This window comes from Sphingobium sp. (assembly GCF_036170395.1).
Taxonomy (GTDB): Bacteria; Pseudomonadota; Alphaproteobacteria; order Sphingomonadales; family Sphingomonadaceae; genus Sphingobium.
On sequence record NZ_JAVHPD010000044.1, the window covers coordinates 1 to 16,275 of the forward strand.

General features: G+C 68.0%; 12 protein-coding genes and 1 tRNA gene. 7 read left to right on the top strand and 6 right to left on the bottom strand.

Annotated features, from left to right (window positions below; all coding sequences use genetic code 11):
* Positions 1–49 precede the first annotated feature (49 nt).
* Positions 50–125, bottom strand: a tRNA-Thr gene (locus V2B31_RS11780).
* A 179-nt stretch (positions 126–304) separates the two neighbouring features.
* Here V2B31_RS11780 and V2B31_RS11785 point away from each other — a divergent pair.
* Both V2B31_RS11785 and V2B31_RS11790 read left to right on the top strand, forming a co-directional pair.
* A complete protein-coding gene (locus V2B31_RS11785) occupies positions 305–1,615 on the top strand; it encodes a PAS domain-containing protein (protein WP_328278659.1) in 1,311 nt (436 codons plus the stop codon).
* 242 nt (positions 1,616–1,857) lie between these two features.
* Positions 1,858–6,522 carry an NAD-glutamate dehydrogenase gene (locus tag V2B31_RS11790; RefSeq protein WP_328278661.1) on the top strand — a complete coding sequence of 1,555 codons (4,665 nt, stop codon included), beginning with the start codon at positions 1,858–1,860 and terminating at the stop codon, positions 6,520–6,522.
* A gap of 168 nt (positions 6,523–6,690) precedes the next feature.
* Here the strand turns inward: V2B31_RS11790 and V2B31_RS11795 are convergent, their stop codons facing one another.
* Positions 6,691–7,665 carry an MlaA family lipoprotein gene (locus V2B31_RS11795; RefSeq protein ID WP_328278663.1) on the bottom strand — a complete coding sequence of 325 codons (975 nt, stop codon included), beginning with the start codon at positions 7,663–7,665 and terminating at the stop codon, positions 6,691–6,693.
* 252 nt (positions 7,666–7,917) lie between these two features.
* Between V2B31_RS11795 and V2B31_RS11800 the strand changes: the two genes are divergently transcribed.
* The 4 genes from V2B31_RS11800 (at position 7,918) to V2B31_RS11815 (ending at position 10,934) form a co-directional block, all read left to right on the top strand.
* On the top strand, positions 7,918–8,562 hold the full coding sequence (locus V2B31_RS11800; protein ID WP_328278665.1) for a PepSY-associated TM helix domain-containing protein: 645 nt from the start codon (positions 7,918–7,920) through the stop codon (positions 8,560–8,562).
* An 11-nt stretch (positions 8,563–8,573) separates the two neighbouring features.
* Positions 8,574–9,098, top strand: coding sequence for a DUF2271 domain-containing protein (locus V2B31_RS11805; RefSeq protein ID WP_328278667.1), 525 nt, complete (start codon positions 8,574–8,576; stop codon positions 9,096–9,098).
* A gap of 16 nt (positions 9,099–9,114) precedes the next feature.
* Positions 9,115–9,963, top strand: coding sequence for a DUF4198 domain-containing protein (locus tag V2B31_RS11810; protein ID WP_328278669.1), 849 nt, complete (start codon positions 9,115–9,117; stop codon positions 9,961–9,963).
* Positions 9,964–10,067: 104 nt separating this feature from the next.
* Positions 10,068–10,934: an FAD:protein FMN transferase gene (locus V2B31_RS11815; protein ID WP_328278681.1), complete on the top strand. Its 867-nt coding sequence runs from the start codon at positions 10,068–10,070 to the stop codon at positions 10,932–10,934.
* 606 nt (positions 10,935–11,540) lie between these two features.
* On the opposite strand, the gene V2B31_RS11820 is transcribed toward V2B31_RS11815, so the two are convergent.
* The 4 genes from V2B31_RS11820 to V2B31_RS11835 form a co-directional block, all read right to left on the bottom strand.
* On the bottom strand, positions 11,541–13,253 hold the full coding sequence (locus V2B31_RS11820; protein WP_328278671.1) for an acyl-CoA dehydrogenase: 1,713 nt from the start codon (positions 13,251–13,253) through the stop codon (positions 11,541–11,543).
* Positions 13,254–13,419: 166 nt separating this feature from the next.
* Positions 13,420–13,971 carry a nucleotide exchange factor GrpE gene (gene grpE / locus V2B31_RS11825; protein ID WP_328278673.1) on the bottom strand — a complete coding sequence of 184 codons (552 nt, stop codon included), beginning with the start codon at positions 13,969–13,971 and terminating at the stop codon, positions 13,420–13,422.
* Positions 13,968–15,011: a heat-inducible transcriptional repressor HrcA gene (hrcA, locus tag V2B31_RS11830; protein WP_328278675.1), complete on the bottom strand. Its 1,044-nt coding sequence runs from the start codon at positions 15,009–15,011 to the stop codon at positions 13,968–13,970. The genes grpE and hrcA overlap by 4 nt, the downstream gene beginning before the upstream one ends.
* A gap of 42 nt (positions 15,012–15,053) precedes the next feature.
* Positions 15,054–15,563, bottom strand: a complete 510-nt coding sequence (locus V2B31_RS11835) for a DUF6438 domain-containing protein (RefSeq protein WP_328278677.1) — start codon at positions 15,561–15,563, stop codon at positions 15,054–15,056.
* Positions 15,564–15,659: 96 nt separating this feature from the next.
* Here V2B31_RS11835 and rph point away from each other — a divergent pair.
* Positions 15,660–16,275, top strand: a 616-nt coding sequence (rph, locus tag V2B31_RS11840) for a ribonuclease PH (RefSeq protein WP_328278679.1), incomplete at its 3' end; no start/stop codon positions are given.

A 16,275-nucleotide genomic window follows, 5' to 3' on the forward strand; every position in this document is an offset into this window, starting at 1 on the left:
CTCTGGCGTAGAGGCGGCGGTGCTAGGGACTCGGGCTTTTGGACCGAAATGGTGCCGCTTACGTGACTCGAACACGTGACCCTCGCATTACGAATGCGATGCTCTACCGACTGAGCTAAAGCGGCGTCGGGGCGGGCAGATACCAGCGGTTGGAGGCTAGGACAAGCGGACATTTTCGCTTCGTCGGCGTAATCGCTCCCGCAAAGGCCGCCCCCGGATTTTTACCGCAAATTTACCATCCGCTGCCACTGTCCCCTGCGGGAGGCCGCGTTTCGTGGCGGTTCTTGAGAGACGGGATAGCGCGATGGACACGATGCGGGGGCATGAGGCCGCGAACGACCGGCAGGATTTCGACGATGTCGACGCGCTGGAGGTGGAGGAACCGCCTTTCGCCCTGTCCGAAGAACGGCGGATGCAGGTGCGCGCCTATAATTATTGGGCGTCGCTGCTGGGCGACCGGGCGCTGCCCTCGATCGAGGATCTTACCCCCGATCAGCTCGAGGATTTCGGGCCGAATTCCGTCCTCCTCGACTTTTCGGTGGGGATGGACAATCCTGCGGTCGTGTATCTCGGCACCGCGCTGCGGCAGGAATGCGAGATCGACGGGACGATCGACTATATCAACGATGTGCCCGCGCGCTCGCTGCTGTCGCGGCTCACCGACCATTATCTCCAGATCATCGCCAATGCCGCGCCGATCGGGTTCGAGGCCGAGTTCGTCAACCAGCGCGGCGCGGAGATCATGTATCGCGGCATATTGATGCCCTTTTCGTCCGACGACGAGACGATCGACTTCGTGTTCGGCGTCATCAACTGGAAGGAAGTGGCGAGCCGCAGCGTCAGCGAGGCGCTGGAGCGGGAAGTGGGCGAAGCGCTGCGCACCGCGCCCGCGCCGCATGGCAGTGCGCCGGTATGGGCCGACGGCCCGATCGCGAACAGCGAAGGGAACAGCTCTTCGGGCTTTGATGAGGCGGAGGACGAGGACGAACTGGACCTTGCCGGCATGGAATGTCCGGCGGAGGACGCCTCGCTCGCCGACTGGCTGGCGATCGCGCGCGACGGCGCGGCGCGGGTGCGGATCAGCGAGGCGCGCAGCCATGCCGCGCTCTATCGCGCGGTCAGCCTGTCGCACGATTTCGCGCTGGTGGCGCGGGTAAGACCGGACGATTATGCCGAGCTGCTGCATGACTATGGCATCAAGGCCCAGGCGCGCAGCCCCATGACGGCGATCATCAAACTGGTTTTCGGCGCCACCTATGACAAGACGCGCATCACCGAATATGCGACCGCGCTCGATCACGCACAGGCGCAGGGGCTTGGCGTCGGCGAACTGGCCGATTATCTGGCGCACTATAAGGGCGGGCTCAAGGCGCTGGTCGCCGACGAGCGCGCCCGCCGCCGCGCCGACCGCCCCGCGCGCCCCGATCCCGCCCAGCAGGCCCGCGCCGCGATCCGCGCCGCCGCGCCGATCGATCCCACATCCGTACCGACCGATGGCGATGGCCTGGCCATAGTCGTTGCGCGGCGGGAGGCGGACGGCAGCCTGGCGCTGGTCGCCGCGCTGCCCGAAGGGTCGGACCTCGGCCGCAAGGTGATCGTCGCGGCGCGCCGCTGATCCACCTTTCGCGCTCGACATTGCCCTGCTGCTGACGGATAATCGCCCGAGCCTGAACGGTCCGCGCCATCCGCCCGGACCCGTGCTGCGTTGCATCATATTATTTCAAGTCTTGGAAATTTAATTTCCTGCCCGGTCTTGAGCCCCATGGCGGCCCGGCGCATATAGGCGCTCCAAAGCCGAGGAGTCGCGGGGCAGGCGATCCTATGCTCCTCCGGCGAAGGCAGTGAGAGGTGGAGCGAATGACGGCGCTGGCGGACGCGAAGAGCAGGGAAGTCGACACGATCATCGGGCAGGCGCTGGAACAGGCGCTGAGCCGGGGCGCGCTGCCCGGCGAGAGCGAAGGGCTGGATCAGGCCGCGCTGACCGCCGCCGCCGCTTTCCTGGGCCGCATCGCCAACGGCCGCAAGCCCGGCCAGCCCGCCATCGCGATCGAAACACTGGGCGAAGGCGCGACCGGCCGCTTCATGCGGCTTGCCATCGTCAATGACGATATGCCCTTCCTGGTGGATTCGATCGGCAATGCGCTCGCCGCCGCCGACATCACCATCCATCGCCTTCTCCATCCAGTGCTGTCGGTGCAGCGCACGGCGGACGGCGCGCTGGCCGCGATCCTGGACGACGATACGCCGGGCGCGCGGCGCGAATCGATGATCTATATCGAGGCCGACCGCGCCGATGCGAAGGCACGGCGCGCGCTCGAAAAATCGCTGGCCGAAACGCTGGCGGACGTGCGCGCGGCTGTGACCGACTGGGGGGCGATGCAGACCGCCATGGCAACGGACGCCGACGCCGTGCTCGACGAGGAAGGCGCGGCGCTGCTGCGCTGGTTCCTCGCGCGCCATTTCACCCAGACGGGGCATGAGATCGTCCGCCGCGACCTTGGCAGCAGCGCGCAGCTCGGCATCTGTACCCGGCTCGACCGGCCGCTGGTCGCTCCCGCCTCGCTGGAGGGGGCCTTCGCCTGGTTCGAGGAAGGGCGGCGCGTCCCGCTCATCATCAAGTCGAGCCGTCTGTCGCGGGTCCACCGCAACGTCCTGCTCGACCTCATCATCGTGCCCGTGCGCGAAGGCCGGGAGGTGACGGCGCTGTCGATCCACGCCGGCATGTGGACCAGTTCGGGCCTCGCCGCCGCGCCGGACAAGGTGCCGCTGCTGCGGTCGGCATTGTCGAGCCTGATGGACAAGTTCGGCTTCGATCCGCAGGGCCATGCGGGCAAGACGCTGGCGCATGCGCTCACCGCTCTGCCGCACGACATTCTCGTCGGCTTCGATCGCGAGACGCTGGAGCGTCTGGCGCTCACCTTCATGTCGCTGAGCGACCGGCCGCGCCCCAAGCTGGCGCTTGCGACGAGCGCGCTTGCCCGCCATCTCTACGCCTTCGTCTGGCTGCCGCGCGACGAACTGTCGACCGCGCGCCGGGTCGCGGTGCAGGACATGCTGGCGAAGGCGGCCAACGGCCCGGTGCTGAGCTGGTCGATCGCGCTGGAGGAAGGGGGCCTAGCGCTCCTTCGCATCACGCTCGACTTGCGCGAGGGCGGCGTGGTGCCGGACGCCGCCGCGCTCGACACGCAATTGCAGCAGATGGTGCGCGGCTGGGTGCCGGCGGTCGAGGAAGCGCTGGCGCAGAGTGAGGAAGGCGGCCGCGCCGCCGCGCTGGCGCAGCGTTATGCGCCGGGCTTCCCGCTCGCCTATCGCAGCGGCGCGGGTCCGGCCGAAGCGGCGATCGACATTCGCCTGATCCACGGCCTCGCGGGGCCGGGCGACAAGTCGATCCGCATCTACCGCAACCCGGAAGATTGCGCCGAGCGGCTGCGCCTCAAGCTCTACAGCCTCCACACCATCGCCCTGTCCGAAGTCGTGCCGGCGTTCGAGAATTTCGGCTTCCGCGTGATCGAGGAAATGACGACCGCAATCGACGGCGGCGCATTGGGCCATGTCCAGCGCTTCGTGCTGGAACTGCCCGCCGGCGCGCAGGCGCAGCCGGTGGTCGATCGCGCGTCGGTCGTGACCGAGGCGATCGCGCAGGTGCTGGAGGGCGTGGCGGAGAATGACCGCTTCAACGAGCTGATCGTCACCGCCGGCCTTTCGCCCCGCGCCGTCGTGCTGTTCCGCGCGCTCTACCGCTATCTGCGGCAGGCGGGCGTCGCCTATGGCATGGCGACCTTCGCCGACACGCTGCGCAAGGCGCAGGGGGTTGCCGCCAACCTCATCACCCTGTTCGAGGCGCTGCACGATCCCGCCGCGCGGGACGGCGCGGAGGATCGGGTGGCGGAGGCGCAGGCCGCGATCGACGCGGGCCTCGAACAGGTGACCGCGATCGACGAGGATCGCGTGCTGCGGCTGCTGCGCGCGGTCATCACCGCGACGCTGCGGACCAATTTCTTCGGCAAGGCGGCGGCCGAGGCGCTGGCGTTCAAGCTCGACAGCGCGGCTGTGCCCGGCCTCCCCGCCCCGCTCCCCTGGCGCGAAATCTGGGTCTATTCGCCGCGCGTCGAGGGCATCCACCTGCGCGCCGGGCCGGTGGCGCGCGGGGGCCTGCGCTGGTCCGACCGGCGCGACGATTTCCGCACCGAAATATTGGGCCTCATGAAGGCGCAGCGGGTCAAGAACGCCGTCATCGTGCCGACGGGCGCGAAGGGCGGCTTCTACCCCAAGCAGCTTCCCAATCCGCAGGTCGATCGCGACGCCTGGCTGGCGGAGGGCACGGAAAGCTATCGCATCTTCATTCGCGCGCTGCTGTCGGTCACCGACAATATTGTTCAGAACAAGGTCAAGCATCCGCCCGAAGTCGTCGTCCATGACGGCGACGATCCCTATTTCGTCGTCGCGGCGGACAAGGGCACGGCGACCTTCTCCGACATTGCGAACGCGATCGCGCTGGAGCGCGGCTTCTGGCTGGGGGACGCTTTCGCGAGCGGCGGCTCCAACGGATATGACCATAAGGCGATGGGCATCACCGCGCGCGGCGCGTGGATCAGCGTGCAACGCCACTTCGCCGAAATGGGCGTCGACGTGCAGAGCGAGCCGGTCAGCGTCGTGGGCTGCGGCGACATGTCGGGCGACGTGTTCGGCAACGGCATGCTGCTGTCGAAAGCGATCAAGCTGGTCGCCGCCTTCGATCACCGCCACATCTTCTTTGACCCCTCGCCCGATCCGGCGAAGAGCTGGGAGGAGCGCAACCGCCTGTTCTCCCTGCCCCGGTCGAGCTGGGACGATTATGACAAGGCGCTCATCTCCAAAGGCGGCGGCGTGTTCCCGCGCAGTCTCAAGAGCATCCCGCTAACCCCTGAAATGCAGGCCATTCTCGATGTCACGGCGACCGAGATGGAGCCGGCCGCGCTCATCTCCGCGATCCTGAAGGCGCCGGCCGACCTGCTCTGGTTCGGCGGCATCGGCACCTATGTGAAGGCGGCGGGCCAGAGCCATGGCGAGGTGGGCGATCCCGCCAACGACCGGCTGCGCGTCAATGCCGAGCAACTGCGCGTGCGGGTGGTCGGCGAAGGCGCGAATCTGGGCGTCACCCAGGCGGGCCGCATCGCCTTCTCGCTGAAAGGCGGGCGTATCAACACCGACTTCATCGACAATAGCGCGGGCGTCGATTGTTCCGACAATGAAGTGAACATCAAGATCGCGCTCAACAAGGAAATGGCGGAAGGCCGCTTGCCGTTCGAGGCGCGCAACGAATTGCTGGTCGGCATGACCGACGCGGTCGCCGACATCGTGCTGGAGGATAACCGCCTCCAGGCGCTCGGCCTCTCGATCGCCGAAGCCGGCGGCGCGGCCGAACTCGCCTCCTATGTGCGCCTGATCGAGACGTTCGAGGAATCAGGCCGGCTTGATCGTCAGGTCGAGGGGCTGGCCGCGAACGACCAGCTGCTGCGCCGCGCGCAGGACGGGCAAGGGCTGACCCGGCCCGAACTGGCGGTGCTGCTCTCGACCGCGAAGCTCGCGCTCCAGGACGCGATCGAGCATGGCGAGCTGGCCAGCGACGAGAGCATGACGGGCGAACTGATGGCCGCCTTCCCCCCCGCGATGCAGGAACGGCAAGCGGACGCCATCGCAGCTCATGCGCTGCGCAAGGAGATCATCGCGACGAAGGTCGCCAACCGCATCGTCAATCGCCTGGGCCTCATCCACCCGTTCGAGCTGGCGGAGGAGGAAGGCTGCTCGCTCGCCGACCTCGCCAACGCCTTCCTGATCGCCGAACGGCTCTACGATATCGGCGCGCTGTGGGACGATATCGACGCCGCCGACATGGCGGAAGGCGCGCGGCTCGCGCTGTTCAGCGACATTGCGCGCGGGGTTCGCGCACAGATCGCCGACATATTGCGCGCCCTGCCTGCCGGAACGCTGCCGGCGCAGGGCCATGCGACCCTGTTGGGCGGGGTCAGCAAGCTGGCGGGCGAAGTCGACGATCTGCTGACCAGCGAGGCGCAGCGGCGCGTCAACGCGATCACCGACCGGCTGCTGGGCCTCGGCGCGCCCGAGGCGCTGGCGCAGCGCACCGCCCTGCTGTTCAAGCTCGACGGCGGCGTCGGCATCGCCGCGCTCGCGGGGCGCATGAAGCTGGACGAGATCGCCCTCACCCGCGCCTTCACCCATCTGGGCGAAGCGGTCGGCATCGACTGGGTCCAGTCCGCCGCCGCGCGGATGGAGCCGAGCGACCCGTGGGAGCGGCTGCTCATCTCCGGCGTCGCGCGCGACATGCAGCAGGTGCGGCTCGATTTCCTGGCGCAGGGCGGCGGCAAGGACGTGTCCGCCCATGTCGAGGAATGGCTGAAGGCGAAGGGCGCGCGCATCCGCCAGTTCCGCACGCTGGTCCAGCGCGCCAAGGCGGCGGCGACCCCCAATGTCGCGATGCTGGCCGAGATCGCGGGGCAGGCGCGCGGCTTGCTGGGGCGGTAAAGCGTCGCGCCTTTAATCTGACCCGTTCGCTTCGAGCAGGTTCGAGCGAAGTCGAGAACCGTCAGTCGAGAAGTCTGCGCACGCGTTCTCGATACGCCTTCTCGACTTCGCTCGAAAGCTACTCGAACCGAACGGCAGTGGTTCGGATTTGACGTCGGATGCTCTAGGTCACTGCGGCGTGTCAGACGCCGGCGCATCATCCGACACGTCATAGGGGTCGGGGATCGTCACCGGCGGCGCGTCCTTCTTGCCCGGCGTGCGCAGCCCCTCGCCATAGATGGGTACGACCGGGTCAGCCGGCGCGCGGCCGTGCAGCGCGTCGATCTCCGCCTGGCGCTGCTTTAGATACAGGTTCTTGTAGACGGTATAGGGGTCGTCTTCCTTGCGGATCGCCTCGATCGTCTCGTCGAAGGCGGCGCGTTCGCCAAGCTGGTTGAGGACGGTGGCGGGGATCACCACCGCCGGCTTGTTGAACGGCGCGCCCACCGCCATCGGCAGGATCATCTTGTCCACCGTATCGCCGATAATGTCGCGTAGCGTCGTCGGCCCGACGATCGGCAGATACATATACGGCCCCGGCCCGATGCCATAATAGCCGAGCGTATTGGCCAGACCGTTGTTGCGATAAGGCAGGTTGAAGGGCTTGCGCTTGGCGACGTCAACAAAGCCGAACAGGCCGAGCGTCGAGTTGATCCCGAACCGCCCCGCCGTCTCCGCCGCCTTGCCGGGCTTGAACTGCAACAGATAGGCGGCGAACACGATCGGCTCGCCGATATTGGAGAAGAAGTTGCGCAGCCCCTTGCGGACCGGGCGCGGCAGGCCCTTGTTATAGGCTTTGGCGACCGGCTCGACGACCGCCTTGTCGACCGACTGCACCGCCTCGAAGCTCTGGGCGTTGAGCTTTTCGAGCGGATCACCCGGCGGCGCGCCCTTCTCGCCGGTGACGACGATATCGCCCCCAGCGGCCGGTGGCGGCGGCGTGGCGCTCGGCGCGGACGGCGGCGGCGTGATCGTGGTCACGACCGGGGGCGGCGCGCTCACATCCTGCCATTCGGCCGCGGCGTCGGCCACCGGGGCCATAGCCAGTTGCGGCCCTTGCGCACCCATCACCATCAATCCCGCGACCACGCCCGGCAACAGCATATTGTCATCCTTGATTCAGGGGCGTCGCCCGCTCTCCTGCGCGCGCGTCCTTTCCGCCTGGACGCCCCGGACGTCATTGATCCGTGTTACGTCGGCGTTACACTCCCTCGGCTAGGCGCGCGGCCGTCCAGCGTCAAGCCCGGCCGATGGGCCGTGCGCCTGTTACAATTTTCTCGCGGCCGCAGGTTTGCAATTGCGAGTCGTTCGCGTTATGCGGAGCCACCCGCCCGATCAGGACCAGTTCCCGCCCCCATGCACGGCTCCGCTCCGCTTTCCCCGCCGAAGAAGAAAAAGGCGAGCGCCTTCTGGCTGAAACAGCTTCACACCTGGCATTGGGTGAGTTCGGCGATCAGCCTGATCGGGCTGCTGCTGTTCGCCTTCACCGGCATCACGCTGAACCACGCCGGGGAGATCGAGGGCGCGCCGCAGACGGTGCAGAAGGGCGCGACTCTGCCCCCTGCCCTGCGCGCTTCGGTCGCGCCCGACGATACGCCCGACGCCAAAAAACCGCTGCCCGCCCCCGTCGCCGCCTGGGTGGAAAAGGAGATCGGCCTATCCGGCGCCGGCGAGGCCGAATGGTCGGCGGATGAAATCTACCTCGCCCGGCTCACGCCCGGCGGCGACGGCTGGGTCGCGATCGACCGGGCGAGCGGCGCAGTGACCAGCGAGCGGACGACCCGCGGCTGGATCAGCTATCTCAATGACCTGCACAAGGGCCGCAACGCCGGCACGGCATGGAAATGGTTCATCGACATTTTCTCTGTCGCCTGCTTCCTCTTCGCGCTTACCGGCCTGCTGCTGCTCCAGCTTCATGCGAGGAAGCGCCCGTCCACCTGGCCGCTGGTCGCCGCCGGCCTCGCCATCCCGGCGATCCTCGCCATCATCTTCATCCATTGAAGGGAGTTTCCATGCAGACCCGCCACCGCCTGCTGCTGACCGGCACTGTTGCGCTGGGCACGGGCGCGAGCCCCGCGCTGGCCGAGACGCTTACCCTGAACGTCGCGATCCCGCGCCTGTCGGTGGCGGAATATCATCGCCCCTATGTCGCGATCTGGATCGAGAAGGAAGGCGCGGCGCCGCGCACCCTGTCGATCTGGTATGATTACAAGAAGAAGGGCGGCGAAGGCGCGAAATGGCTGCGCGACGTGCGCCAATGGTGGCGCGCGTCGGGGCGGACGATGCAGTTCCCGGCCGACGGCGTCACCGGCGCAACCCGCGCGCCCGGCGACCAGAAGATCGCCTTTGTGACCGGCAAGGGGCCGCTCGGCGCGCTGACGCCGGGCAATTACACGCTGCTGATCGAGGCGGCGCGGGAAGTCGGCGGGCGTGAAGTGCTCCGCCTGCCCTTCGCCTGGCCGCCCCGGCCGGGCCAGACCGTCAAGGCGCAGGGCGCGAATGAACTGGGCGCCGTGACGCTGACATTCGGCAAATAACAGGAAGAGACCTCACATGAAGACCAGATACCGGATTGCCGGCGCGGTGGCCGCGCTTCTGCTCGCCGGCGCGGCGCAGGCCCATCGCCAGTGGATGCTGCCCTCCGCCACCACCCTGTCGGGGACCGACGCCTGGGTGACGGTGGACGCGGCGGTCTCCAACGATCTCTTCTATTTCGAGCATGTGCCGATGCGCACCGACGGCATCGCCGTCACCCAGCCGGACGGCAGCGCGGGGCGGATCGAAAATGCCGCGACGGGCAAGTTCCGGTCGACTTTCGACGTGCATCTGACCCAGCCGGGCACCTATCGCATCGCCAATGTCTCGACCGGGCTGATGGGCAGCTATATGCTGAACGGCAAGCGCGAGCGGCTGCCGCGCGGCACGACGCAGGCGACTCTGGCGACCGCGCTGCCCGCCGGGGCGACCGATGTGCAGACCGCCGAAATGGCGAACCGCAACGAGATTTTCGTGACCCTGGGCGCGCCCACGACCACGATCTTCAAGCCGACCGGGCAGGGCATCGAAATGGCGCCCGTCACCCACCCCAATGATCTGGTGTCGGGCGAAGCGGCAACCTTCCAGTTCCTGCTCGACGGCAAGCCGGCGGCGGGCCTCAAGGTCACAATCATCCCCGGCGGCATCCGCTATCGCGACACGCTGGGCCAGATGGACCTGACGGCGGACCAGGACGGGAAGATCGCCGTCACCTGGCCGCAGCCCGGCCTCTACTGGATGAACGCCACGGTCGGCGGCGTGCGCGAAGGCGGGCCGATGGGCGAAGGCGGCGCGCCGGCAGCGCCCGCCGGCCCGCCGCAGCGCCGCGCCGCCTATGTGACGACGCTGGAAGTGCTCGCGCCCTGACACAGCCCGCCCCGCACGGCGTCCGCATCGCCATCCCGCCCGGCCTGTCGCCCGACATGTTTGCGGGGGAGCCGGGCGCGGTCGTGGACCATGGCGGGCCGACGATGGGCACGCGCTGGTCGGCGCGCATCGTCGATCCGCCCGCCGGGTGCGCGCCTGCCATCGAGGCGGTGCTGGCGCGCGTCATAGACCAGATGAGCAATTGGGAAGCGGCGTCGGCGATCAGCCGCTTCAACTGCTTGCCGGTCGGGCAATGGATGATGCTGCCGCGCGAGATGCTGGTCGTACTCCGCGCGGGGCTGGAGATGGCGCGGCTGTCGGGCGGGGCGTTCGATCCCGCCATCGGCCGGCTGGTAGCGCAATGGGGCTTCGGCCCGCCAGGCGGGGGGCCGGCGGCGCGCGGGCCGGGTGCGCCCTGGACCGCGATCGAGCTGGACGCCGAGCGCGCCCGCCGCATAGCCGATGTGGCGCTCGACTTTTCCGGCATCGCCAAGGGCTATGCCGTCGATGCAGTCGCGGCGGCGCTGCGGGGGCTGGGCGCGGCGCATTTCCTGGTCGAGATCGGCGGCGAACTGCGCGGCGAAGGCGTGAAGCCCGACCTCCAACCCTGGTGGGTCGATGTCGAAGCGCCCCCCGGCCTCCCCGTCCCCACCTTGCGAATCGCGCTTTGCGGCCTGTCGGTGGCGACCTCGGGCGACTATCGCCGCTACCGCATGGAAGGCGACAGCCGCCTCTCCCACAGCATCGACCCGGCGCGCGGCGCGCCGATCGCGGAAGGCGTCGCCTCGGTCACCGTCCTGCATGACAGCGCGATGCAGGCCGACGCCTGGGCGACCGCGATCACCGTGCTGGGCGCGGACAAAGGCATGGCGCTTGCGACGCGCCACGGCGTGGCGGCGCGGTTGGTGCAGCGCACGGGCGGAGAAGCGCAGGAATATATGACTCCCGCGCTGGCCGCGATGCTGGATTGAGCGGCCTCGGGTCGGAAGGACCGGACCACCCACGCAATCATCCTCCCCTTGCAGGGGAGGTGTCGCGCGCGAAGCGCGTGACGGAGGGGTGTCCAGCTATCGATAGGGCGACACCCCTCCACCACCGCCTTCGGCGGCGGTCCCCCTCCCCTTACAGGGGAGGATGGCTAAAAACGACCAGAAGCGGGCACTCCTTTCACCCTCTCCCGCTCGCGGGAAAGGCAACGGAGACTTGGCAGCTTGCTGCCTAGTCGCAGTCGGTGAGGGTCTTTCTTGTCTTTGAACAAACGCCGCCAGCAAGAAGAAGACCCTCACCCAACCCTCTCCCGTGAAGAACGGGAGAGGGCTAAACGGACCGGCCGCAATCCACCCATCTCCGTCATTCCCGCGAAGGCGGGAACCCATCTCCTGACGTCACCCTAAGCGCAGCGCCGGGGAGATGGATCCCCGCGTTCGCGGGGACGACGATGGGAGGGAATGTCCCCTGACCGCCCTTCTCGTCATGCCAGCGCAGGCTGGCATCTCTCTTTTCTTCCTGCGCCCGGAGAAAAGAGAGATCCCAGCCTACGCTGGGATGACGCAAGGACAATAGTCCCCCTCCGCCCCTCAAAAAGCCTCCGCCTCCAGCGCCATGATCGCGCCTTCGCCCGCCTCGATCGCGGCAGCGAGCGCATGGCACTGCGGCAGCATCCGCGCGCCATAGAAAGCGGCGAGCGCGCGCTTGGACTCGTGCAGCGGCGTATCCCCCGGCGCTGCGGCCATGCGGGTCCACATCCACCCCATCGCCACCAGCGCGAAGCAGCGCAGATAATCAACCGCTGCCGCCCCCGCCGCGTCGGTCCCGGCGCCTTTCAAAGCCTCCGTCACTCGCCGCAGCGCCGCCAGCGCCTCGCTCGTCTGGCGCGCGATCGCCAAGTCACCCGCCGCCGCCAGATCGGCCGCGATCAGCGCGAACAGCCCCTCGACCACCGCGCCGCCCGCCATCGGTAGCTTGCGCCCGACCAGATCCATCGCCTGCACCCCGTTGGTGCCCTCGTAAATCTGGGCGATGCGCGCGTCGCGGACATATTGCTCCAGCCCCCATTCGCGGATGTAGCCATGGCCGCCCAGCACCTGCTGCGCCATCACCGCGCTCTCGAAACCGAAATCAGTGAAGCCCGCCTTCACCACCGGGGTCAGCAGCGCCACCAGCGCATCGGCCTTCGCCCGCTCCCCGGCGTCGGCATGACCATGCGCCCGGTCCATCTGGAGCGCGGTCCAGCCGGCGAGCGCCCGCGCACCCTCCACGAAGGCGCGGACGGTGAGCAGCATCCGCCGCACATCGGCATGGTCGATGATCGGCACCGGCCCGCGCGCGCCATCGGCGCTGCGGCCCTGCAACCGGTCCTTGGCGTAGGCGCTCGCCTGCTGATAGGCCGCGCCAGCGAGACCCAATCCCTGGATGCCGACCATCAGCCGCTCGGCGTTCATCATCGTGAACATGGCGGCAAGACCCCGGTGCGGCTCGCCCACCAGCCATCCGATCGCGCCGTCATAATTCATGACGCAGGTCGGCTGGGCATGGATGCCCATCTTCTTTTCGAGCGCACCCACCGACATGGCGTTCCGCGCGCCATCGGGCAGGAATTTGGGGACGAGGAACAGGCTGATCCCCTTCACGCCCGGCGGGGCATCGGGCAGGCGGGCGAGCACCAGATGGACGATATTATCGGCCATGTCATGATCGCCCGAGGAGATGAAGATTTTCTGCCCGGTCACCGCATAACCGTCCCCCGCCGGCTCCGCCTTGGTCTTGAGCAGGGCCAGATCGGTGCCCGCGCTGCTCTCGGTCAGCGCCATCGCCCCGGTCCATTCGCCGCTCACCAGCTTGGGGAGGTAAGCGGCCTTCAGTGCCTCGCTGGCATGAGCGGCGATCGCTTCGGCCGCGCCGCGCGTCAGTCCGGGGAAGAGGCCGAAGGAGAGGTTGGCGGCCGACAGCATCTCGTCGAGCCACAGTTGCAGCAGGAAGGGCAGCCCCTGCCCGCCATGCGCCGGGTCGCCCGCCAGCGCCGGCCAGCCTGCTGCGACGAATGCGCGATAGGCGTCGGCAAAGCCCGGTGGGGTAGTGACGACCCCGCCCTCCAACCGGCTGCCCTGCTCGTCCCCCTCGCGGTTAAGCGGCGCCAGCCGCTCGGCGCAGAATTTGCCCGCCTCTTCCAGCACCGCGACGGCGAGATCGCTGTCCACCTCCTGCCCCAAGTCCGCCATGGCGGCGTCGAAGCCGAGCACCTCCTGCATCAGGAAGCGGTAATCGTCGATCGGGGGCAGATAGTCTTGCATGGCTCAGGCTCCTCTCCGGCACCTATACCAAACACTTGTTACAGTTTCAAGCAGGAAGCTCGGCGCACCTTGTTCCCCGGCGTAGTTGATGGGAGGCGCGTGACTCCCATCAAGGGTCCAGTTAGAACCGTGGAACTGGACCCCGGCCTGCGCCGGGGAACGCGAATTACTCCGGCGCTTTCGCTACGCTCACCATCGCGGGGCGCAGCAGGCGGTCCTTTATCATGTAGCCCGGCTGCATCTCGACCAGGATCGTGCCCGGCGCGGCGTCGGCGGAGGGGACTTCCATCATCGCCTGATGCTTGTTGGGGTCGAGCGGCTGGCCGACCGACTCCAGCCTCGTGATACCGTTGCGGCCGAACACGCTGTCCAGTTCGCGCCCGGTGGCTTCCAGGCCCACGACCAGCGACTTGAACTTCTCGTCCTCGCGCAGATCGGCGGGGATCGCGGCCAGCGCGCGGCTCAGATTATCGGCGACCGACAGCATGTCGCGGGCAAAGGCGGTCGCGGCATAGGCGCGCGCGTCGGCCAGTTCCTTTTCCAGCCGCCGGCGCACATTCTGCGTATCGGCATGGGCGTAGAGAATGTCCTGCTTGGCGGTCGCAAGCTCCGCCTCCAGCGCGGCGATCCTGTCCGTGGTCGCATCGCCGGCGGGCGCGGCGTCCTCGGGCAGCGTGTCAACGACTTCGGTATTTTCCAGATTCTTGTCTTCGCTCATCTCATCAATCTCGACAGCGTCTGTGCGGTGAAATCCACCATGGGGATCACCCGGGCATAGTTCAAGCGCGTGGGGCCGATCACACCGACCACGCCGACGACCCGGCCGTCCGCCCCCCGGTAGGGCGCGGCTATGACCGAAGAACCCGACAGGGAAAAGAGCTTGTTTTCCGACCCGATGAAGATTTTGGTCGCGCTCCCCGCCAGCGCGCCGCGCAGCAGGTCCAATATCTCCTGCTTGCCCTCCAGCGCTTCGAGCAGCTGCCGCGCCCGTTCGAGATCGGCGGCAGTGCTCTCGTCCAGCAGATGCGACTGGCCGCGTACGATCAGCACCGGCCGGTCGTCGGCATCATGCGACCAGATCGCGATGCCGCGCCGCACCAGCTCCTGCGCCGCGCGGTCGAGCGCGCCGCGCTCCGCCTCCATCTCGCGCGCCAGCGTCTCGCCCGCCTCGCGCAGGGTGAGGCCGCCAAAGCGCGCGGACATGAAATTCGCCGCTTCGTTCAGCATCACCGGGGTCACGCCTTCGGGCAGGTCCAGCACGCGGTTCTCGACCGATCCGTCCTGCCCGACCAGAACGGCAAGCGCCTGCCGCGCATTCAGGGGCACGAAGCCGAACTGGCGCAGCACCGGCTCGCGCTTGGGCACCATGACGATGCCGGCGCAGGCAGAGAGGCCGCTGAGCGCCGCCGTCGCCGCCGACAGCGCCTCCTCGATCGGGCCGCTTTCGGCGATCCCCGCCTCGATCGCGCGCCGCTCCTCGGGCGAGGGCTCGGCCGCCTGCATCATTCCGTCGACGAACAGGCGCAGCCCCGTCTCGGTCGGCATCCGCCCCGCCGAAGTATGCGGCGCTGCGAGCAGGCCCAGCTCCTCCAGATCCTGCATCACGTTGCGGATCGACGCGGGCGAGAGGCTCAGCGACGCCATCTTGCTGATCGTGCGCGATCCGACCGGCAGGCCGGTGCCGAGATAGCTTTCCACCACCAGGCGGAAAACGTCGCGCGCGCGATCATTGAGTTCGGAAACCGGGATGCCCGACATGGCTCTTATCTAGGCAAGAGCGCCGGGCGGCTCAAGATGTCCTCATCGCACGCTCGGCCCCGATTTCAGCATCGGCTCGATCTCCAATATCTTAGGGACCGAGGCGATGGCGACGCGCAGCCGGCCATAGCGCGCGTCCATGCAGCCGGACTGATAATCCAGCCGGGTCGTGTCCCGCCCCGGCCGGCTCCACGCGATCGAATAGCTCGGCATGTCGGTGGCGAAGCGGTCGCAATTCTGGCCATGCTCGATCCTGCGCGTCGTGCCGGCCGGCGGACGATGGGGGCTGAGCGTCGCCACCAGCCGGCGATATTGCCCCGGCGTCACGGTAAAGCGCGTCGGCCCGGGCACCGATGTGAACCGCTCGGGCTCCAGCAGCGCCGATCCGTCGGGCGACACCTGCACCGTATAGGTCGGGCACGCGCCGAAACAGCGCCCGGCGGTGAAGCGGATGACATCGCCGGGCACCTTGGGCGGCTCCAGCGTCTCGCCGCCGCTCATACACCCGCCCAGCGCCGCCAAGGCGACCAGCCCAAGATATTTTATCCTCATGATCGCTCTCTTATCCCCGAAATCGCGCGCTGGACACTGGCAAGACACGCCGCCGGACGCTAAGCGCCGTCCCTTGATCGTTTCGGAGTAACAGATATGCGACCTTCCGGCCGCGCGCCCGACCAGATGCGCGACATCACGATGGAGCCCGGCTTCACCATCCACGCCGAAGGCAGCTGCCTCGTCAGCTTCGGCGACACGCGCGTGCTGTGCACCGCTTCGGTGGAGGAGAAGGTGCCGCCCTTCCTGCGCGGCAAGGGGTCGGGCTGGGTCACGGCCGAATATGGCATGCTCCCGCGCGCCACCCACACGCGCGGCAGCCGCGAGGCCGCGAAGGGCAAGCAGTCGGGCCGCACCCAGGAAATCCAGCGCCTCATCGGCCGCTCGCTGCGGACGGTCGTGGACCTCAAGAAGCTCGGCGAACGTCAGATCGTGATCGACTGCGACGTGATCCAGGCCGACGGCGGCACCCGCACGGCGGCGATCAGCGGTAGCTGGGTCGCGCTGCGGATCGCGGTGGACAAGCTGCTGGCATCGGGCGCGCTAGCCGAAGACCCGATCACCCAGAAGGTCGCGGCGATCAGCTGCGGCATCTACGAAGGCACGCCGGTGCTCGACCTCGACTATGCCGAGGACAGCAATGCCGAAACCGACGCGAACCTGATCCTGACCGGCGACGGCAAGTTCGCCGAGGTGCAGGCGACGGCGGAAG